This window comes from Psychrobacillus sp. L4, assembly GCF_042944905.1.
Taxonomy (GTDB): Bacteria; Bacillota; Bacilli; order Bacillales_A; family Planococcaceae; genus Psychrobacillus.
Genome location: NZ_CP168496.1, coordinates 3,081,934 through 3,103,846, shown reverse-complemented (window position 1 = coordinate 3,103,846; position 21,913 = coordinate 3,081,934). Strand labels below are relative to the sequence as shown.

The 21,913-nt window shown below is 36.2% G+C and carries 20 protein-coding genes and 1 riboswitch; of the genes, 17 read left to right on the top strand and 3 right to left on the bottom strand.

The window, feature by feature from the left end; genetic code table 11:
- The first annotated feature begins 507 nt into the window (after positions 1–507).
- From ACEPXG_RS15110 to ACEPXG_RS15090, 5 genes are all read left to right on the top strand, one after another.
- Positions 508–690, top strand: a complete 183-nt coding sequence (locus ACEPXG_RS15110; protein ID WP_391204098.1) for a hypothetical protein — start codon at positions 508–510, stop codon at positions 688–690.
- A 214-nt stretch (positions 691–904) separates the two neighbouring features.
- The gene (locus tag ACEPXG_RS15105) at positions 905–1,612 is read left to right on the top strand and encodes a M48 family metallopeptidase (protein WP_391209942.1); all 708 of its coding nucleotides are present in this window, start codon (positions 905–907) and stop codon (positions 1,610–1,612) included.
- Between the two features lie 412 nt (positions 1,613–2,024).
- A complete protein-coding gene (sstT, locus tag ACEPXG_RS15100; protein WP_391204097.1) occupies positions 2,025–3,263 on the top strand; it encodes a serine/threonine transporter SstT in 1,239 nt (412 codons plus the stop codon).
- Positions 3,264–3,540: 277 nt separating this feature from the next.
- A riboswitch (Lysine riboswitch) is annotated at positions 3,541–3,725 on the top strand.
- A gap of 176 nt (positions 3,726–3,901) precedes the next feature.
- Positions 3,902–4,618, top strand: coding sequence for a cysteine hydrolase family protein (locus ACEPXG_RS15095; RefSeq protein WP_391204095.1), 717 nt, complete (start codon positions 3,902–3,904; stop codon positions 4,616–4,618).
- Between the two features lie 15 nt (positions 4,619–4,633).
- Complete coding sequence (locus tag ACEPXG_RS15090; protein ID WP_391204092.1) at positions 4,634–5,992, top strand: APC family permease; 1,359 nt, start codon at positions 4,634–4,636, stop codon at positions 5,990–5,992.
- Between the two features lie 761 nt (positions 5,993–6,753).
- Here ACEPXG_RS15090 and ACEPXG_RS15085 read toward each other — a convergent pair.
- Positions 6,754–8,049 carry an ArsR family transcriptional regulator gene (locus ACEPXG_RS15085; protein ID WP_391204090.1) on the bottom strand — a complete coding sequence of 432 codons (1,296 nt, stop codon included), beginning with the start codon at positions 8,047–8,049 and terminating at the stop codon, positions 6,754–6,756.
- A gap of 210 nt (positions 8,050–8,259) precedes the next feature.
- Between ACEPXG_RS15085 and ACEPXG_RS15080 the strand changes: the two genes are divergently transcribed.
- From ACEPXG_RS15080 to ACEPXG_RS15065, 4 genes are all read left to right on the top strand, one after another.
- A complete protein-coding gene (locus tag ACEPXG_RS15080; protein WP_391204087.1) occupies positions 8,260–9,495 on the top strand; it encodes an MFS transporter in 1,236 nt (411 codons plus the stop codon).
- A 47-nt stretch (positions 9,496–9,542) separates the two neighbouring features.
- Positions 9,543–10,955, top strand: coding sequence for a M20 family metallopeptidase (locus tag ACEPXG_RS15075; RefSeq protein ID WP_391204084.1), 1,413 nt, complete (start codon positions 9,543–9,545; stop codon positions 10,953–10,955).
- A gap of 137 nt (positions 10,956–11,092) precedes the next feature.
- On the top strand, positions 11,093–11,602 hold the full coding sequence (locus tag ACEPXG_RS15070) for a DUF1456 family protein (RefSeq protein ID WP_391204081.1): 510 nt from the start codon (positions 11,093–11,095) through the stop codon (positions 11,600–11,602).
- Positions 11,603–11,718: 116 nt separating this feature from the next.
- The gene (locus ACEPXG_RS15065; RefSeq protein ID WP_391204078.1) at positions 11,719–12,639 is read left to right on the top strand and encodes a hypothetical protein; all 921 of its coding nucleotides are present in this window, start codon (positions 11,719–11,721) and stop codon (positions 12,637–12,639) included.
- A 132-nt stretch (positions 12,640–12,771) separates the two neighbouring features.
- Here the strand turns inward: ACEPXG_RS15065 and ACEPXG_RS15060 are convergent, their stop codons facing one another.
- Positions 12,772–12,927 (bottom strand): hypothetical protein, encoded by a 156-nt coding sequence (locus tag ACEPXG_RS15060; protein ID WP_391204075.1) that lies wholly within the window; start codon positions 12,925–12,927, stop codon positions 12,772–12,774.
- Positions 12,928–14,275: 1,348 nt separating this feature from the next.
- Here ACEPXG_RS15060 and ACEPXG_RS15055 point away from each other — a divergent pair.
- Positions 14,276–14,977, top strand: coding sequence for a TIGR02206 family membrane protein (locus ACEPXG_RS15055; RefSeq protein ID WP_391204072.1), 702 nt, complete (start codon positions 14,276–14,278; stop codon positions 14,975–14,977).
- Positions 14,978–15,079: 102 nt separating this feature from the next.
- Here the strand turns inward: ACEPXG_RS15055 and ACEPXG_RS15050 are convergent, their stop codons facing one another.
- Complete coding sequence (locus ACEPXG_RS15050; RefSeq protein WP_391204069.1) at positions 15,080–15,379, bottom strand: phospholipase; 300 nt, start codon at positions 15,377–15,379, stop codon at positions 15,080–15,082.
- A gap of 260 nt (positions 15,380–15,639) precedes the next feature.
- On the opposite strand from ACEPXG_RS15050, the gene ACEPXG_RS15045 reads away from it, so the two are divergent.
- The 7 genes from ACEPXG_RS15045 to ACEPXG_RS15015 all read left to right on the top strand — a co-directional run bounded on the left by ACEPXG_RS15045 (position 15,640) and on the right by ACEPXG_RS15015 (position 21,796).
- Positions 15,640–16,650 (top strand): ABC transporter substrate-binding protein, encoded by a 1,011-nt coding sequence (locus ACEPXG_RS15045; RefSeq protein ID WP_391204066.1) that lies wholly within the window; start codon positions 15,640–15,642, stop codon positions 16,648–16,650.
- A 13-nt stretch (positions 16,651–16,663) separates the two neighbouring features.
- Entirely contained in the window at positions 16,664–17,653 is a 990-nt protein-coding gene (locus tag ACEPXG_RS15040) for a FecCD family ABC transporter permease (RefSeq protein WP_391204064.1), read from the top strand.
- A 1-nt stretch (position 17,654) separates the two neighbouring features.
- Positions 17,655–18,434 (top strand): ABC transporter ATP-binding protein, encoded by a 780-nt coding sequence (locus tag ACEPXG_RS15035; protein ID WP_391204061.1) that lies wholly within the window; start codon positions 17,655–17,657, stop codon positions 18,432–18,434.
- A 27-nt stretch (positions 18,435–18,461) separates the two neighbouring features.
- Positions 18,462–18,971, top strand: a complete 510-nt coding sequence (locus ACEPXG_RS15030; protein ID WP_391204058.1) for a HugZ family protein — start codon at positions 18,462–18,464, stop codon at positions 18,969–18,971.
- A gap of 18 nt (positions 18,972–18,989) precedes the next feature.
- Complete coding sequence (locus tag ACEPXG_RS15025) at positions 18,990–19,409, top strand: DinB family protein (protein ID WP_391204055.1); 420 nt, start codon at positions 18,990–18,992, stop codon at positions 19,407–19,409.
- A 1,027-nt stretch (positions 19,410–20,436) separates the two neighbouring features.
- Positions 20,437–20,592 (top strand): DUF1540 domain-containing protein, encoded by a 156-nt coding sequence (locus tag ACEPXG_RS15020; protein WP_391204052.1) that lies wholly within the window; start codon positions 20,437–20,439, stop codon positions 20,590–20,592.
- 226 nt (positions 20,593–20,818) lie between these two features.
- On the top strand, positions 20,819–21,796 hold the full coding sequence (locus tag ACEPXG_RS15015) for a ring-cleaving dioxygenase (RefSeq protein WP_391204049.1): 978 nt from the start codon (positions 20,819–20,821) through the stop codon (positions 21,794–21,796).
- The last annotated feature ends 117 nt before the right edge of the window (positions 21,797–21,913 follow it).

Sequence of the window (21,913 nt, the reverse complement as noted above, 5' to 3'; positions counted from 1 at the left end):
ATAAGATACTCCAGCTTCTCTTTTGGAAATAACAATTCAAAAAAGATACAAAGAGTGGTAAGCGACCTTCATATGATACGGTTCTATGTATGTTTTACTTCATTTCAGTCCTTCTAAAAAGTACTTTATAATTTTAGCGGTTAAACCCTAAATTGTATAATGCGCTCAATCAAAAAACATTCTTTCATTGAATTAGCTTTCCATTGGTTTGAGCATGCTAGAGATAAATTAATGATTGTCATGAAATAACAATATAAAGAAAAATTCTTTAACTAATTAATCTCTATTTGTATGGGGGTTATTAATTTCATGAAACAATCTATTACTAACTACAAATGATACGTTTTATTCACATATTCAATTTTGATATGCAATGCATGTCTAACTAAATCTCTTTTCACTGTGCGCATACCCTTCGTATTTCTTAGTTGTTTGCGTATTGTAAAGAGAGGGGAAAGATTTTTTATATTGTCCTCTTTGATTAATTTATAGAAGGGAGGAATGGACATGTTGTTTTTTGAAAATGAAATAAAGAAAGTAAGTAAAAAAGTGGGGCCGTCTGGATGGGGTACAATGCGATTACAAGACCCACGCATAAATGGGCAATTACGGAAGGATCAGATAGCCAGGGAGACGGAAGCAAGGAATGTAGAGAATCGTCGAAATCGCTTATTGAATGGAGATGATTGATTAGAAAAAAGACGTTGCTCCACCGAGAAAGGTGTGGCTACGTCTTTTTTTGTTTGAAACGAACGAAAACGCGTGTATCCTTAAAGAACTTTTAAGGAAATACAATTCTCAAAGAGCGAAAGTTTGAGAATTCATCAAAGATTCTCGAACTATCGCTTTTTCATTTCAACATGGTAAAATTAGAGGGAAATCCGTGGGAAATACAGGTGATGTAATGATACATAACTACTTAGGTGAGACAATACAATTTGATATAACATACAAAAAGCGGACAACTGTAGGTATTACTATGGATCAGTATGGAAATATTGAAGTCCTAGCTCCGAAAGGGATAACCAACGAAAGTGTGATTCAATTATTAGAGGACAAATGGGAACTTATCCAACAAAAATCAAAAGAACAGAAGGATAGACTGCTTGGACCACAGAAGAAGGTCTACGAACATGGGGAGAGCTTTCTTTATTTAGGAAACACCTATCCCATAAGGATTTATCACGATAATAATATCACGAAAGACCATGTGGTTTTTGAAGAAGATAAATTACATATATATGTGAAGCAGTTAGATGATGAAAAAATAAAACAAGCTTTAAAACGCTTTTATTACAAGCAGTGTAAAGCATTAGTTGAGAAAAGTATCTCCTCTTATCAAAGCAACTATAAAGTAAAACCACGTTCTATCCGTATTTCTGATAGCAAAAGTACATGGGGAACTTGTGATTCAAAACTGGAGTTAACATTTAATTGGAGACTGGCAATGGCACCTCTTAAGGTAATCGAGTACGTAGTCGTTCACGAAATGTGTCATATGGTCCATCTGAATCACGACCGCTCCTATTGGCGCCTTGTTGGAAAAATAATGCCCGGTTATAAGGAGCAGGAAAAGTGGTTAGAATTATCAAGCTGGAAAATGACAATCTAGCATTTGTTATAGAAAAGTATAGCCGAATTTGTAATAGTTACTACTAAAATAATTATCCTTTAATATAGCCCAGAGAGGCTGAAAAGGGCTACTTGATATTCTAATGTGAGTGAAACAATCTAACCAATTTAAAAACTTGAAAAAACGTTTATCTGACCACCAATTGAAATGCACTTGCATTTCAATTGGTGGTTTTTATGAATCGGTAATAAACACCAAATCATTATTCGATATTGTAATCTATTAATAAAGTCCGTATAATTTCACTTATGCAAAGGACAAGTGTCTTTTTGCGGTGGAATATCAGTGAAGTTCCTTTAAACAGATAAATTATTCTTGCTGAAAAGATACTTACATCTATTAGAAATGCACAACTCTAGCAAAATCACAATTTAACTTATGGGGGAAAATCATGAAAAGTTTATTGAAAAAGTGGAATCAGTTGAGTATTGTAAAACAGATAATAATAGGTTTGATAATTGGTATTATCCTAGCTTTAACAATTCCAGACGTAGCAAAACCTATTGTCATTTTTGGCTCTTTATTCGTAGGAGCTTTGAAAGCTATTGCACCTGTGCTCGTACTATTTTTGGTTATTTCAGCTATAGCTCAACATAAAAGTGGTCACAAAACAAATATGAAATCAGTTATCATGCTATATCTTTTAGGAACTTTTTTAGCAGGATTAGTAGCTGTAATTGCTAGCTTTATTTTTCCTGTAAATTTAACACTTGTAAATGGAGCAGAGGGTGTAACGCCTCCTAGCGGTGTCGTGGAGGTTCTTAAAACGTTGTTGTTGAACATGGTAGATAATCCGGTTAAGGCACTTTTTAATGCTAACTATATTGGCATTTTAACTTGGGCGGTAGTTATTGGTTTGGCTTTAAGAAATGCTGCTGATTCTACAAAAACGATGATTTCTAATGTTTCTGATGCTATTTCCAAAATGGTTACATGGGTTATTAAGTTAGCACCATTAGGAATCATGGGTCTCGTATTTGAAACTATTACTACAAATGGATTAGAATCTTTACTAAGCTATGGAAAATTACTAGCTGTTTTAATTGGTTGTATGCTTTTTGTCGCGTTGGTTGTTAATCCGATCATTGTGTATGTATATATTAAGCAAAACCCCTTCCCACTTGTTATTAAGTGCATAAAGGAAAGTGGTATTACAGCATTCTTTACACGCAGCTCAGCTTCCAATATTCCTGTAAATATGAGATTATGTGAAAATCTTGGTTTGAATAAGGATAATTATTCAGTATCTATTCCATTAGGTGCAACCATCAATATGGCAGGAGCCGCTGTTACTATTTCTGTTTTGACCCTTGCAGCGGTTCATACACTTGGAATTCAAGTAGATCTTCCTACAGCCATCATACTTAGCGTATTATCAGCTGTATGTGCTTGTGGTGCTTCTGGGGTTGCAGGTGGATCCTTATTACTGATTCCTTTAGCATGTAGCTTATTTGGAATCCCAGCTGAAATTGCTATGCAAGTAGTTGGAGTAGGCTTTATCATCGGTGTCTTACAAGACTCTTTTGAAACGGCGCTTAACTCATCTACAGATGTACTTTTCACAGCTGCAGCTGAATACAAAGAGTGGAGAAAAGAAGGAAAAACAATATATATCAACAAAATAAAATAAAGAGCGATTGAACTGCACCCCAGATGTTAGTGTCGACTAAACATGGTGGTGCAGTTTTTTTTATTCTATATCCTTATTCTCTTTTCCATCTTGATGACATGCGCTGCAGTGTACATTTCTATTAATATCAATATATAGAAATAGTATATCTTAAGTGGGTTATTTTCCTAAATGTGCTAATAAAATAGCTTTGGTGATTAATAAAAATAAATTTGACATGTTTATAGTTATGGTTATATAATAATGTCAATAATTTAATAGACCTCACTACTTATGTTTGTGAGGTAGAGGTGCGATATTTATTAGTGCATAGTGAAGTCCGAGAAGACGAAGAAGCTATGAAGAAGGAAATGTCGCCGAAGTATATAATAGGTTCTCGCCATTATGTACTGGGTCTGTAATGAATAATTACAGGACTGTCTTAATGAATTTTCCGATTCATTAAGTTGAGCTATCTCAGAAAGAGATAAAAGGGTGAGGAATTTGGAATGATTACATCGTTTTCCGGGTTCTATCTCGGAAAGGTATATAGTCTTTTTTTTATTGCCTTTAAGAGATTCTTTAGCGAATAGGGAATCTCTTTTTTTATGTTAAAAAATGAATACAGTCTATCTAGACTAAATATGGAGGAACATATAATGGAAAAACAACAAACACTTTATTATGATTTTATTCCGACGGGTGAAGAAAAAATGAAATTAGATCCAGCAACAACAGCGCTTTTAATCGTTGATATGCAAAATCAATTTATTAGCCGTGATGGGTTGGATGCACAAATTGCACGAGAAAAAGGCATGTTCGATAAATGGGAATATTTCTTTGACCGTATTGATAACGTTACGATTCCAAACAATAAAAAACTGCTAGATTTTTTCCGTACAAATCAACTAGAAGTAACTTTCGGACGTATTGCATGTCATCATAAGGACGGGCGTGACCGTTCACCTGTCCAACGTCGCCCAGGTTGGAACAATATTTTATTACCAATCGGTGATCCTGGTGCGGAAATGGTAGATGAATTAAAACCACTAGATGATGAAATCGTGGTAAATAAAACGACAGACAGTGTTTTAAGTGGTACAAACTATGAGTTTTTACTTCGTAATATGGGTATTGAAACAGTTGTATGTACAGGGGTTGTAACAGATCAATGTGTTGCTTCAACGATACGCAGTCTAGCAGATGCTGGTTTTGAAGTAATTTTAGTAGAAGATGCTTGTGCAGCAGCAACAAAACAATTACATGATGCAGAAATTATGATTATGAATCAAATTTATTGTCAAGTAATGAGTACAGAGGAAACCATTCAATTCATTTCAGAAGAAATTGAACAACGTGCAGTAGTTCAAGGGTAGAGAGGAAGCTTTTAAATGAGTAATGTTCAAAGTAATACAACTCAAGGAAATGTAGCTCCTCATTTTAAACGTGTTCTAACACTGAAAGATTTAGTAATCTATGGTATTGCGTTTATGACGCCAATTGCGCCGGCTTATATATATGGCTTTGCAGCACAATCAACAGGTGGCATGCTACCATTAGCTTATTTAGTTGCGATGGTAGCAATGATGTTTTCTGCATATAGCTACGGTCGAATGGCTGCGGCGTTTCCAATTGGTGGTTCTACGTACACATATACGCAACGTGCGATTAACGCCCATTTAGGTTTTTTTGCAGGATGGGCGATGTTTATGGACTATGTATTAGTTCCATTAATTGTCTTCATGGTAGGTGCTTCCTATGCGAATGCATTAATTCCAGCGATTCCATACTGGGCGTGGGTATTACTAATTGCCGTTATTATTACTTTGGTGAATATCTTGGGAATTGGTATAGCTGCGAAAGCGAACCAAGTTCTTGTCATTTTCATGGGGATTGTTGTTGTCATTTTTGTGATTTTCTGTATGAAAGCGGTTGTTGGTGAAGATGGTGGATCTTCTTTAATCTCTATTACACCGTTCTTTAATGGTGAGACGTTCGCCATGACAGCGATTATTTCCGGAGCAGCGATGGCCTGCTTCTCGTTCTTGGGATTTGACTCAATCACAACATTATCAGAAGAAGCAGTGAACCCAAAAGAGGATATTTGGAAAGCAGCCATTCTTTCTTGTTTAATCGGTGGGATTATTTTTATCGTACAAGCTTATGTTGCACAGCTTGTATGGCCGGATGTAAATAGCTTCAGCTCAGCAGATACGGCACTATTTGATATTGCGAATGCGGCAGGTGGTGCACTGCTTGCAACACTTTATACAGTAGCTATTATCGCTTCAACATTTACAGCTGGTATAACTGGTCAGGCAAGTGCTTCACGTTTAATGTTTAGTATGGGACGTGATGAAGTACTTTCCAAGAAATTCTTCACACATTTACACCCGAAATATAAAACACCGGTTTATAACATTTTATTATTGTGTAGCATTAGTATTGTAGGTGCGATTTTTTTACCAATTAACGTGGTTGCCGAATTAATGAATTTTGGTGGTTTAGCAGGTTTTATGCTCGTTAACTTATCGGTAATTGTGTATTATTATTTCCGTAAAAAAGAGAAGAAATTTATTCGTTACTTTTTAATTCCGGCTCTTGGATTTTTAATCTGTCTTTACTTATTTATTAATCTGTCACCGATAACGTTAAAAGTAGGATTTATTTGGTTAGCTATCGGATTTGTTTATGCGCTGATCAAAACAAAAGGATTTAAAAAATATCCCCCAAGTTTTAAAGAGATGTAATATAGTAAAATTTCATAGTAGTATTAAAAAACAGTTGACGAAAAGAATTCTATTTTCGTTAACTGTTTTTTTTAGAAATTATATAAGATTCGATGCAATGAACAGGTTGATTTCCGCTGGAGTCGCCGCCTTCCGCTCCAATCAACAGTGCAAAAAAGGAAGGCAATATGCTTTGGATACTTCTTTTCCTTAAAAGAGAATTCATAACGCAAATTCAAAATACGATATAGCAAATTCAACCGCTCATATCGCAAACTAAAGACGATTTTCCTTAAGAGTGAATTCATAACGCAAATTCATATGTGTATATCGCAAATTCAACCGTGCATATAGCAAACTCAAGATGATATTCCTTTAGAAATAATGAACTAGTACTTTCCATTGTCTATCAATAGGGTAAGTGGAACCTGAAAAAATAGATAGTACCCATTGATAAAGAAGTGCTGAGCGGACGAAATTGTATCTTCGTCCGCTTTTAAAAGAATAGGAAAGTATCTAATCTCTCATTAACCAGACTAAATGCACCATGTCTTTACAAATTTCAAGTGGGCGACGGACAAACATCTCCCACAAGATTACAGTAAAAATGGATCGTGAAGTGACGCAGTCACTTCACAATCCATAAAAATTCCACCGTTAATAGTGTAGCTAATGTTTAGTCCAAAGCACTCGGAAATGGTAAAGACAAGATGCACTTAAAGGACGCTTGCCTCTTTACCATGCTGCAAAGATTAGTAAGAAAAAAGTTTTTTTGGAAAAGTTTAATCCAATAATAGTTTGTAAACTTTTCTTGGGCGACCTGTTGCACGTGGACTTTCCTCTGCTACAACATGAGCAAGCCCATTTACCTCTAACTCATTCAATATACGTCGAGCGCTTCGCGGTGTTATTTGCATATATTGGGCAAGTTCATTTGCACTTATTTCCTTTTTTAAACGCTTTTTTATAATAGATTTCAATTTATGTAATGTAGCTACGCTGAGGGATGTTTTTTCTTTAATTGCGTGTATTTCATCCGAGATATAGGAATACGTAAGTTGTTCTTCTTTACCGAGAGGTCCTGTAATTGTTTTATCATCAAAGCAAACTGCCCAGGAACCTTTTCCCCACTCTCTGCTTTGTAATAAAGCGTTCCATGCATTGATTTCAGCTTCATGTGCTGAATGACCAATTCCTATTCCGCAAGTCTTCGATTCTTCCTTCAATCCTATAACTGAATCGATTTCAGCTTTACGTGTGAAGTTATGGGTAATATCTTGTAAAAACCCTCTTGTTGAAAAAATAACATAACGACCTGGACCAATTGTAAGGATGGATCCTTGAACCTTTTTCGTATATGTACGGAGTTTCTTTGTAAATTCCATTTCAATCTCATGAAGCTTATCAGTTGTAAATGCTGTATTTGGCAACCCTACTAAAGCAGCATCATATTCAATAATTTGTACAGCAATTTGCGCTTTTTTAAATTGAAGCATTTCAACCATTCTGCGAATTTCATATACAACAGAATCCACTGAAGTCTCTGTGGGGAACATTCGATAGGCAACTATTCCTAGCTGTTGTAATTGATCTTGAATTGGATGACCTGTAATCGCTGCTTTCGCAAAACCTTTTTCGTAGCAATGATAATGAAAGTCGATTAATTGCTGTAAATCTATCGTTTCTGATTCAATGTATTGTATGGATTCGTTAATACCTGTTTCTTGTAACACTTGTTCAAGCGCATCATAAGTGATTGCATCGTAGCTTATTTCACTCACATTCACGTGAAGTTCATGTGATAGTTGTAGTAGCAAGCTATATATAGCAGACCCGTGGAAGGGAATGTAAAAAATAGGGTCGGATATTTTACCCCATTTTTGAACAATATCATATGTAATTGGCCCAGTACAAAGCCACATGGTTATATCTTTTTTTTGAGGTAGTACATGTTGATTTAAATCTTCTTCAGTTAAGCATTCTATTGGAATAGAGGTTATGTCGTTATATTTCTTTAAATAGTGTTGAACTACTTCTATTGAATCATTTGGTCCAAGTAAACCTAGTAATATACTCAATGTCTTTCGCCCCTTCCTTTTTGTAGTATAGCAGAAATTGGGTATTAGAATCCCCGAAAAAACTCTTTACAGAATATTATGTCATGTATTAATATAATAATATAGTTATGGTTAAGTCCTAAAGTGGACCTAAAGTAAAATTAAAGAAGGAGAATATATATTATTGGATAAGGGAATTTTCGAGAAAATATAAATTATGGGGGAAAAATTATGGGAGTATTACAAATGAGCAATGGGAAACGCCATTTTATCTTTTCATTACTATTCTTAGGATGGATTGTTGATTCGTTGACATTATTCGGTATGAATATTGCGATCATACCAATTAGTAAAGAATTGGGCTTAACTCAAACACAGAGTGGTATGGTGATTAGTAGCTTTTGGTTAAGTAGTGCGTGTATGACCCTTCTTGCTGGCTGGCTCTCTGACAAGTTTGGTTCAAGAAAGATTATTGTAATAGCAATATTCGTAATATCTCTATTTTCATTGTTGACAGGGATGGCTGGATCATTTATCGCAATTTTAACGGTACGCTTTATTCTTGGATTAGGTGATGGAGGCTTGCCAACAGGAAGTGGTGTAGCTATAACAGAGATTTACAAAAAAGGAGTTCGTGCAAGAGCGAAGTCCATTTTACTCGCTGCTCAGTCAATAGGAGGAGTCATTGCTTTGTACGCTACTGGTATAATCGCAGATACTTATGGCTGGCGAGTTATGTTTTATATTATTGGTGGCATTGGGCTTGTTGTAACTTTACTTTTAAGTATTTACTACCATCCGCCTAAAGTCGAAGCTGCGGCTCAAAAAGAGGGCAATGTTCTCAAAATACCGTTGAAAGATTTATATAAAAATAAGAAGCTATGGGTTGTTGTCATCATGTACTTTGGTTCAAGTATTGCATATTGGGGCTTTTCATCATGGATGCCTTCTTATTTAGAGCATGCACGTAATTTGAATTTAAAGGAAATAGGTTCTCTTGCAATGATTCCTCAAGCGCTTGCAGTGGTGTCTGCTATTTTAACAGGCTATTTAATTGATAAATCGCTAGCAGGAAAAGAGAAGTATCTCATCTTATTTGGTACAATTATTGCAAGTATTTGCTTACTTTTAATCTTTAATGCACCATCTATTCAATTGGTTATTGTCTATCAAAGTATCTATTCAATAGGTGGAACAGCGATAAGTATGACTATTTTAACTATACCGTTAAAATACGTTTCAGAAAATATCGTAGGAATGTTTATGGGAACAATGTATTTTGTCGGTGGTTTAGCAGGATTTATTGCTCCAACAGCAATGGGTGTATTAATTGATATGTTTGGTGGATCGTATCATGCTGCGTTCTTTTTCTTAGCTGCTGCTTTAATAGTAACAAGTATTTGTTCTTTAATGTTTAAAACTCCAAAAGTTAATGATGGTGTCTTTGAAAGCGCTTCATCAAAATAGAATTGATATAGAAAAGTACGTTACAAATCTAAGAAGAGGTGAAGGATATGGATTTTCGTGATCGATTATCAGAAATAATAGAAGAGAAGCGACAAAAACTTATTCAAGTGAGCGACAAAATTTGGAGCTATGCAGAACTTGGTTTTAAAGAGGATAAATCGGCTCAGTTATTATGTGAAACACTAGAAGATGAGGGTTTTTCTGTTGAAAAAGGTGTAGGAAATATCAACACTGCTTTCATCGGTAGTTTTGGAAGTGGAAAACCTATCATAGCGTTTTTAGGAGAGTTTGATGCCCTTTCAGGTTTAAGTCAGTCAGGTGGTACGACACAATATAATCCAGAAGAAATAAACGGTAATGGACATGGTTGTGGACATAACTTACTTGGAACGGGTTCACTAGCAGCTGCTTTGGCCCTTCGTTACTACATGGAAGAAAATAATATCGAAGGAACGGTTCGATATTATGGTTGCCCAGGAGAGGAAATTGGCGGTGGTAAGACTTTCATGGTTCGAGAAGGATTGTTTGAAGATGTAGATGTGGCATTTACATGGCATCCTGGATCACGGAATAGCGTAACGTCTATGTCTACTCTTGCATGTTACGAAGTGTACTTTAAATTCAAAGGAAGAAGTGCGCACGCAGCAGCTAGTCCTCATTTAGGTAGAAGCGCTCTTGATGCAGTCGAACTCATGAACGTTGGAGTAAACTACTTACGTGAACATATTATTCCGGAAGCAAGAGTACACTATGCATTAACGAATTCAGGTGGCTTTTCCCCAAATGTTGTTCAAGCTGAAGCGGAAGTGTTATATTTTGTAAGAGCACCTCGTGTATCTCAAACAGAAGAAGTTTATCAACGTATTTGTGACATTGCAAGAGGAGCAGCATTAATGACAGGAACCGAAGTAGAAATTGACTTTGGATCAGCCCTTTCTGATGTAATACCAAATATAACGTTAGAACAAATGATGCATGATAACTTCACCGCTTTAGGTGTACCGCAACATAATGCAGATGAATTACAATTTGCAAAAGAAATTCGTGAAACACTTTCGGAAGCGGATAAAAACCTTGAAGTGCAATCGAATAAACAATTAGTGGGTAAAGCTTTATCAGACTTGATTGATCCATTTACACCCGCAAGCGGAATCATGCCAGGTTCTACTGACGTTGGGGATGTAAGTTGGGTAGTCCCAACAGCACAGTGTATGACGGCATGTGAATCACTTGGAACACCATTGCACACATGGCAGGTCGTTGCGACTGGAACAACTTCTATCGCACATAAAGGAATGCTGCATGCTGGTAAAGTGATGGCAGCTACAGCAATAGATGTGCTTAATAACCCAGATCTTATTGAAAAAGCGAAAGCAGAGCTAGTGGAACGTCGAAACGGTGAACAGTATGTTTCCCCACTACCAAAAGAAATGAAGGAATATACAATTCGTAATTACTAAAATATAGTGCCAGGGCTAAAACAACTCGAAGTTGTTTTGGAACCTGGCGCTTTTCATTCTATACACCGCAACATTAGTTAATTACGTGATATAATAGATAATCAGCGTAGTACTAAATACACCTAGGAGGTTTATAAATGGATAACAACGATATATTAATAAGACTAAGATATGCACTAGATATAAAAAATAAAGATATGCTAGAATTATTTAAGCTTGGCGGTAAAGAAGTAACAAAAGACGAAATAGTAAAGATCCTTACAAAATCAAAAGATGAGTACGATGATGATGAGATTGAGGTTGAGGAAACGGAAGATCAGATCAAATGTAATAATAAGATGTTAGAGTCATTTTTAAATGGATTCATTACTTTTAAAAGAGGTAAACAGGATGCAAAACCTGGACAAGTTGAAAGTCCTGTTCCGCCTGAGAAGAGTGCTAATAATATGCTTCTAAAGAAATTAAAAGTAGCATTACAATTAACAACAGAAGATATGTTGGATATCCTAGATGAGGGCGGTATCGCAGTATCAAAAGGCGAACTAGGTGCCATTTTACGAAAAGAAGGACATCGAAATTATAAAGTATGCGGCGATAATTTCGCACGTAAATTCTTAAGAGGTTTAGCTGTGAAGCATCGAGCATAAACGGATGGCAAAGTAACATAATAGAGGTTAGGTGCTTATAGTGTTGGGTTCCGAATGTAACAAATATTTATGGAAAGCGTCTATCTATATATAGTTATTTTTCGGGAGGAAAGAAAATGAAAAAGTTATTTGGTGTAATACTTTTATTGAGTGTTTCATTGTTTGGATGTACAAATGGAAATAATGCGATGCAAGTACAATCTGAAGTAAAAGCTACTACTGATACTGAAACGGTACATTCTAGTGAGAATGAAGAAAAGACGGTATTGAGTGTCGTTGAAAAATTCGGAAACAGCCTGAAAAATGTGTCTTTATTAGGTCCCAAAGAACAACTAGAAAAGGATATGCAGGATAATTACAGCGATATCGTTTCACCCGAGCTTATAAAACAATGGCTGAAGGATCCACTTAAAGCACCAGGAAGATTATATTCCAGTCCTTGGCCGGAAAGGATTGACATTAAAACCACGGAGAAGATTTCCGGAAATGCATATGAACTAAGCGGTGAAATAATCGAAATAGCAAATGTAGATCAAGTTGTTAGCCAAATTCCTATTAACCTTGTCGTTGAAAAAGTAGGAGACCGCTGGCTAATAAATGAGGTTACTCTTGGTGCGGAAGAACAAAGTGATTCCATCACATATAAAAATACTGAATATGGTTTTAGTTTTAAATTACCGAAGACTTGGATGAATTATTCGGTTGTTACGGATAAATGGGAAGGATTAGGTAATACGGCATCAAACAACGAAGAAGTGACTGAAACGGGTCCAATGATTTCTATTCGACATCCTCAGTGGACTTCGGAAAATCCACGTCAAGATATTCCGATTATGATTTTTACAATAGAGCAATGGAATCTACTGCAGCAGGAGAAATTCCATATAGGAGCAGCACCTATCGGACCAACAGAACTAAACCGCAATGAAAAATACGTTTTTGCATTACCAGCTCGCTACAACTTCGCATTTCCAACAGGTTACGAAGAAGTTGAAAAGATTTTAGAAGGTAAACCGTTAGAGGTTGCTAAAAATTAAACGCTGGAAGTATTAATGGGGAAATTCATTAATAACCAGATCAAAGAGTGTAATGAGCTACATCAACCACACGCAACTTGGAGAGAGCTATCTCATATATATGAGGTAGCTCTTTTATTAATATAATTACTATCACATCTGTTGAATAACCACTTTCTTACAAAGTATAATTGTTAGTAAAGCGTAAAAGTCTTCATTTGCATCTGTACGTTTTCGGTTCGCTTTGGACGTAATGATCACCACATAATAACCGCGTTGAATAGGGGTGGGTGGAAGTGACTGTGTCACTTCCACCCATCCCATTTTCGGAAATCTTGTTGTGGATATTTGTCCGTCGCTTCCCTAAAACACTCAAGAGAAAAATGCTTTTTTGTAGAATCAAAGAATAGCTGTCATTCTACAGAGGTTGCAAGTTCCCAAAGATGCAATTTCGGGAACTCTACACTTTTTTATAATGCGTCTCTTGCTTACTTTTGCTAAGAATTACTAGTCATATGGAGATGCTGTGTAAAAAAGTGACACTTTCTTTCAAATCGAAAAGGCGTAAACACTATAGTCGCAAGATCAACCAGCGAAATCGCAAATTGAGTGCTTCGAATCGCAAGATCTATGTCCAGAATCGAAAAATAGGTGTACTTGCAACTTTACTCGCCTTATTCGCGATGTTTTGTACGTTACTCGCAATATTTCCACCCGTACTCGCAACATTCTTGTACTTTTTTCCACTTTTTGGGAATCGCAAGATCAATCAGCGAAATCGCAAAATCGATGGATGGAATCGCAAAATAAGGCTTACTTGCAACTTTACCCGCCATATTAGCAATGTTTTATACGTTATTCGCAATATTTTAGAGAAGAGCTAAGCAGGCTAGTATTTTATCACTAAATAATCAAGTAATTGAGTTAGTTTCATAAATAGCATTTAATTATTCAAACACGAACAATGATTATATTATTGATTGGAGCGACAGGCTGCGGCTCCAGCAGGATGAGTGAGATTAGATGAGACATCGCAAACGACGCGAATGCGTCGGTGATGGCTCATTTCTCACCCTTCAGAAAGCGTTCGCCTATAGCGGAAATCGCGCTGATTTATAAAGGGTATATTGTATATACTTTTACATTTTCATTTAATATTGTTCGTGTTTTATGCTCTAACTTTGAATTAAGAAACTGATTCAATTAACTGAGTACTTTTGGTTAATCAACATATAGAATGCATTTCCCTAAAATATGCTAGGTGCATATTTTAGTAAGTAGTAAAAAACGTAAAGCCAACTTAAAAGGCCATGTATAATAGCCCATCCAATGGATTTGTATGCGGTATACGAAATAACCATAGAAAGGCAAGTGCCAAAACTTATTCCCTTTTTAATGACATTAACTGTTTTTTGATTACTCCTATTTTTCATATCCAAATCCTCCGTCTCGAATAAATGTCACTGGTATAAAGAATATATTCTTAAACCCGTGAATCGATGCTAAATGAACTAATGTAGCGGTATACTTAATATTCAAATATAGCATTAGAAAAGGGATTTTTCTTATGGAAGACGAATAGTAGATAGAAGAAAAGAGGAATGGAACCAGAAGAAGGGATGGTGAAAACTTGGAACCCTCGTTTCAGATGTTTTCGATGGCACATTTCAGTGCAATAGGTGTACTATGTTTTTTTATCATTCTACTATTAATAATAAAAAAGAGATGGTCGATTTCACAGAAAAAAGTTCTGTTAATGGAACGTCTATTTGCATTGTCCTTATTGATAATGGAAATTCTTTATCACGTTTGGCTCTATCAAACTGGAAGATGGAATTGGGTTAGTTCGTTGCCACTAGAATTATGCAGTATTAGTTTGATTTTGACGATTATCCTTTTGTGGACTGGAAATAGGCATATATACGAGTTTGTCTTTTATGCTGGCATTGGAGGAGCACTTCAAGCGGTAGCAACGCCGGTTTTAGATCTTAGCTTTCCTCATTTCAGGTATTTTCACTTTTTTCATACACATTTCGGAATAATATTAACAGCGCTTTATTTTACTTGGGTGAAGGGTTACCTTCCCACATTTAAAGGAATCATTAAAACGATGGTTGCATTGAACATATTGCTTCCGTGCATATTTGTTCTCAACATTATACTCCACGGTAACTATATGTTTTTACTAAAGAAACCGGCAAATGGAAGTATTCTTGACTTTTTAGGTCCATATCCATGGTACATTCTATCGTTAGAACTTTTCGCATTTTTAATTTTCATCTGTTTGTGGTTAATATTTAGAAAAAAAGAAGTATCAAAAACTCAATTAGATCCTGAATATAATGGATCAAAAAAGTAACCACATGAATTGTTTTTCACATGGTTACTTTTTTTTATGATTAAAATTAGAATTCAATGAGAACCTGGAATCAAATTTATGAACTTTATGGTTCTACACTTCTTACTCTTTAAAATATTTACAAGTGAATCTTGCTTGTAGTTTCATATAATTATAGAGCTTACGAGCGTGTCTTCCTTCTTGTGTATAGGGATTTATTTTGGGATGAAGCTGGCGAAGAAATTCACGATCACATACACATGGTTTTTCGCCCCTACTATAACATTCATCATGGGCTTTACAAACTGCATCTACCTCATTTATAGGATCTCCGGGTCCATTGCAACCAGGCCCACACCAGTTATAACCTGGTAAGACACAAAAACGTAACCTCCCATTTCTTCTCTGTGACAAATCAACCACCTCGCTTAATTTTCAATTACTTTTAATATAAGTTATTCAATAGTCCGCTATTATGAATAAACTTTTACCTAGCAGTTTCGAAATTAATTTATCAAATAGGAAACCAACGAAACGAGCAACAAACCTTACAGAAAATAAATATAGTGTTGACAAATGATAATGATAACTATTATCATTAAAAAGTAAATGAAAATGATTATCAATATTAATAGGATGTATTAGTAATTGGTGATGAGCATATATACATGGAGGGGTACAAATTGAAAAAGTTATATTGGGTTTTACTTATCGGAGTTCTTGCATTATTGACTGCCTGCACGGCAAATTCCACGGATAGTGATAAGGAGAAAGAAGAAGTTTCCAACACAGAAAGTAAGGAAGTTAGTGAAAAAGAGCAATCCAACGAAACAGACGATAGCTATAGTTTAGAAAATGATGGAATTGATCAAGTTGCATTTGAGGAAGCACTTAGCCAATTTCCTTCAAAGTTGCCTGAGCGTTTAATAACAACGTCAGTCCCACTTACAGAAATGTTGCATTTGCTCGGGGTTACACCAGTCGGGGTCCCTACTTCTACGAACCCTATTCCTAAAGACTTTGATACTATTCAACGAATTGGTTCACCAATGCAACCAGACCTAGAAGTAGTTACTAATCTACAACCAGACTTGATACTTGGTGCTGAATCTCTTCGAAGTACATTAGAAAAAAACTTAGAAGGCATCAACCTTCAGACTGCTTACTTAAAAACGGATTCATTTGATGACTTAAAACTTAGCTTTAAAGTGTTAGGGACGTATTTTGATAAAAAAGAAGAAATGAACGCTGTACTAAGTAAAATATTAGCCAAAGAAAATGAGTTAGCTGAAAAGGCTAAAGGAAAAGAGTTACCAAGCGTTATGTTAATGATCGGTACTTCTGATTCCTTTATGGTTATGAGTGAGAAATCTTATTTAGGAAGTTTAGTGAAAAAACTAGGTGCTGATAATATAGCAACATCAGTATTAAAGGTTTCTGATACATATTCCCCTATAAACATGGAAGATGTTGTCGTTGCGGATCCGGATATTATTCTAGTACTTGCTTCAGGTGATCACGGAGCATCAGAAGATATGTTCCAAAAAGAAGTGGAAAAAAATGATACGTGGACGAAACTTTCAGCTTATAAAAATGATAAGGTTCATATTTTAGATTATGACGTATTTGGAGTTACATCCATTAGCAATGTAGAACAAGCGTTGACACAAATCTCCAACTATTTTTATGAATAAAGAGGGTTTTTAGGTGAGTAGTAAATCTAGAAGTGGAACTATTGTAATTTTTACGTTCTTACTAGCAATCGTTGCAGGTATCGTCGCCATTGGATTAGGCAGTGTGAATATCCCTATTTCAGCTATATTAAAGACGTTCTTTAGCTCATCATCTACCGATGTACACAATACGATTATTTGGGATATTCGCTATCCCCGTGTATTATTGGCGATGATAATTGGAGCAAACATTGCAATCTCTGGTGCATTATTGCAAGCGGTAATGGGTAATCCGCTTGCAGACCCAGGATTAACGGGGGTGACTAGTGGAGCTGCGGTTTGTGTACTGATTATCATGTTGGCTGCTCCTGAATACACGCAGTTTATCCCAATTGCCGCTTTTGTTGGCGGGCTTTTTGCCGCAACGATTGTATATGCACTTGCATGGAGAAGAAACGGCATATCTCCGATTACAATTATTTTGTCAGGGGTCGCAGTAAACGCTTTATGCGGAGGCGGTATTGGTTATTTATCAATCATATACAGTGATCGACTTCCTTCTGCAGTTCAATGGCTCAACGGAAGTTTGGCAGCGAAAGGGAATAATGCTTTAATGATGGTTTTCCCTTATGCGATTGTTGGATGGATTTTATCGATGTTTGCCATTCGTAAAGCGAACATTATTCGACTAGGTGATCAAGTTGCATCAAATCTTGGGGAAAATGTTCATAGAATACGCATTCTACTCTCTTTAATCGCTGTATTTTTAGCAGCTATTTCGGTGGCGGCTATTGGAATGATTGGATTTGTTGGACTTGTCGTACCGCATATGGCTAGATTACTTGTTGGCTCAAACTATAAATATTTATTGCCTATGAGTATGGCGCTTGGTGCACTTGTCTTGTTGCTAGCGGATACTGGAGGAAGAACTTTATTTACTCCGATGGAAATCCCTGCTGGAATACTAATGGCAGTTATAGGAGCACCATATTTTTTATACTTAATGAGAAGGAAGGCATTTTAATATGTTTACTATCGACTCCATTTCCATTCGATATGAGCAAAAAAATATTATTAGTAATTTCTCGTTTCATGTAAACCAAGGAGAGATAGTATCTATTATTGGTCCTAATGGTTCGGGAAAGTCAACCTTACTTAAGGCGATAGCACGCAATATTCCATATCATCAAGGTACAGTGGAATTTGACGGAACTAATTTGAAGTCGATGAATTCTAAACAAGTTGCACGTAAAATGTGTCTGCTAAGTCAGAGAAATCAAGCACCGACTGACATGACCGTTATTGACCTAGTTTCTTATGGCAGGTACCCACATAAAAAGTGGTTTGAAAAGTTAAACAAGGAAGACATGGAAATAGTTTATTGGGCGCTCGAGAAAACACATCTAACTGATTATAAGGATAGAACAATCGACTCCTTATCAGGTGGTGAGTCTCAAAGGGCGTGGATTGCTATGGCGCTAGCGCAGAGGCCAAAAGTGTTATTGCTTGATGAGCCAACAACTTATCTTGATATTTCTCATCAGCACGAAGTTTTAGAACTTGTTCGAGAGTTAAACCAAGACATGGGCATGACGATTGTAATGGTATTACACGATCTCAATCAAGCATCCAGCTATAGCGATAGCATAGTGGTTATACAAACCGGTAAGAAAGTGGCATGTGGTTCTCCATATGAAGTCATGACTAAAGATATGATACGACAAGTATATAGAATGAATGCCGAAATTCAATATATGCCTTCAGAGAAAAAACCGCGGGTACTTTTAATGAATACTATTAAATAAAAAGAATAGTAAATGGAGGGATTAATAGTGAAAAAAGCTATTGATTTAGAGGGGAATAAAGAGAAATATCTAAAGTTTGTAGAAAGTCGTAAAAATCTTATTTTAAGTTTATTAGATGAAGAAGGTAAGCCTTTTACAAGCTATGCTCCATTTGTCAAGAAAGATGGAAAGTTGTACATATACATTAGTAAAATTGCGGAGCACTATGACTTAATGGAAAAGAATGAATTTGTAAATGCTTTTCTTCTAGCAGATGAGTCCACAACACCCAACAAATTTGCAACTGAGCGTGTACGTTTTATCTGTACACCTGAGAATATTGGAAATGAAGGGCACGACGATATTTTTGCACTCTTTAATAGTCAGCATGGGGAAAAGATGATGGAAGTATTAAGAGGTCTAGACTTTTCTCTATTCGAATTAACACCATTCCAAGGACGCTATGTTGTAGGATTTGGTATGGCATTCGATTTGGATATCAATGCAACTGTTTTTAATCATGTTGTTGTGGATAAGAAAAAAGAAACGATAGTATAAAAAAAGGAGTAAGTGCAAATGACCTATTCTACTGTTTTACCAATATGGAATTCAATTCGGGATAGATTTCAAAAAACTGCAACTGCATTACCAAACGAAGATTTGAATTTGGGATTAGGAAACTCAACGATTAGTTCTCTTCTTCATCATACTGCAGAGGTTGAATATATGTTTGCAGAATGGTTTTTTGGAAAAAGTAAGGCAGAAGAAACAACGAAGCCTTCGTTAAATAATATAGAAGAACTTGTAGATTTTCTGACTGCATCTAACAGTTATTTGCAAGGAGCAATGGAAGAGTTACAAGAGGAAGCATGGAATAAAATCATAGAATCACCTATGGGACCATCAACTCCTTTGGAAGCTATAGGAAGATTAATGTATCACACAGGCATCCATGCTGGACAAATTTCTCTCATACAAAAAAATGGGCACGCTTAAAGAGACTATAAAAAGGTGACATTTCGTTCTAATTTGAACGAAATATCACCTTTTTTTTTACAGAAATTATCACATCTGTTGATCAACCACTTTCTTACACAAAATACTTGTAAGGAAAGCATAAAAATTTTCGTTAAAATTTGTTTGTTTTCGTTTCAGTTTGGACGAAGGTACAATTTAGGTCACACAGCGTTTTTTTATTACGCGCAATATAGAACGGATTTTTTATATAGTGCGTACTAAAAAGGCCCTATTAAGTGACCGCTAGGATTTTCGCTGCTGGGCGGACGCTTTCCGCCGGGTGAGCGATGAGCCATCGCCGACGCTACGCGTTCGCCTGCGATGGCTCATCTGTCTCACTCTTCCGGCTGGAGTCGCCACCCTTCTGCTACAATCAATCCCATAAAGCCTTGGTCCTATTCAGTAACATCGCACTGTGGCAAAGGTATTCGCTCTTTTTATCTGGATACAATTGTCCGATAAATTATGCGCAACATTACGAGGCATATGCGCAATATAGAACGTGATACTCGCAACATTCTTGGACATTTGCGCAATATATCAATAGTGTGCAATTAATAAGTGCCATCTTATGCAAAGTACTAGAGAAAAATAGATAGCATCCATGTATAAAGAAGTGCTGAGCGGACGAAATTGTATCTTCGTCCGCTTTTAAAAGAATAGGAAAGGATTTATTCTCTCATTAACCAAATCTAATGCATCATGTCCCTACATATTCCAAGAGGGCGACGGACAAACATCCGCCACAAGATTACCGAAAAAAGTGGATGGAGAAGTGACGCAGTCACTTCTCCATCCACAAAAATTCCCTCGTTAATAGTGTAGCTGATGTTTCTTCCAAAGCACTCAGGAAACAGTAAAGACAAGATGCACTTAAAGGACGCTTGCGTTTTTCTTATTGCTGCTTTAATCAATTTCACTTTACGAAAATAGGCCAAGCATTTAAATAAACTAGTATTAATCACCTTCAATTTGTTCATGCTAGAAAAAGAGGAGGTGTGATAAAATGGCTCAAGTTGTTCTTTGTGAAGTCAATAATTGTACGTATTGGGGTTCTGGTAATAAATGCAGTGCAGAGGCAATTTATGTAGTAAGTAGCAAAGGTAAACAAGCATCTAATAGTGAAGAAACAGATTGTAAAACATTTGAACCAGATGCTTAAACGGCTATGACCTAGAAAAAAGCTCATGGACATGTTCATGAGCTTTTTTCTAGGTGTGAGCGAAGACAATCTTCTAGGAACAGGGTGTCATATAAAAAGTAAAACTGTCCCAATGGCTAATATGCGATTGGGACAGTTTTTGTTTCATTGACTAATTTTTTATTTCATGATAAAATTACTTCGAATTAAAGATACTCGAATTAAAGATAAACAGGAGGAATAATATATGAATCAATTAAAAGGTATGCACCATGTAACAGCGATTACAAGTAGTGCAGAAGAGAATTATAAATTTTTCACGTATGTGTTAGGCATGCGTTTAGTAAAGAAAACAGTGAACCAAGATGATATCCAGACCTACCACTTATTCTTTGCTGATGATGTTGGTGGAGCAGGTACAGATATGACGTTCTTCGACTTCCCAGGAATTACAAAAGGTACACACGGCACAAATGAAATTTATAAAACAGCTTTCCGTGTTCCTAGTGATGCTGCATTAGATTATTGGGTGAATCGTTTTGATAGCTTGGAAGTCAAACATGCTGGTATTCAAGAACAATTTGGAACAATGGTACTTTCGTTTGTCGATTTTGACGACCAACAATATCAATTAATTTCAGATGAAAATAATGAGGGTATTTCAACAGGAACACCATGGCAAAAAGGACCGATTCCGTTAGAGTATGCTATTACCGGGTTAGGTCCTATTCATATTCGAATTGCAGAGTTTGATTATTTAAAAGAAGTAATGGAAAAGGTTTTATTATTTAAACAGATAGCGCAAGAAGGATCATTCCATTTGTTTGAAGTAGGTGAAGGAGGAAATGGCGCACAAGTAATCGTAGAGAAGAATGTCATTCTTCCCCCGGGTAGTCAAGGTTTCGGAACGGTTCACCATGCAGCATTTAGAGTGGAAGACCGAGCTGTTTTAGACGAATGGACGAAACGTATGGAGAGCTTTGGTTTTCAAACTTCTGGTTATGTGGACCGCCATTTCTTTGAGTCATTATATGCAAGAGTGGCTCCGGGGCTATTATTTGAATTTGCTACTGATGGACCTGGTTTTATGGGAGACGAACCTTATGAAACCTTGGGAGAAAAGTTATCATTACCTCCATTTTTAGAACCAAAACGTACACAAATTGAAAGTTTAGTTCGCCCGATTGATACAGTAAGAAGCACAATTGAATTTGTGAAAGAATAATGAATACACATGCCCATTTCCGCAATAGGAGATGGGCATGTTCTTTTTTTGATTTGTAAATAAATGGCTGAAAGAGACCAAATAGTACAAACCCGAGACCAAATGAAGGCTACTCGA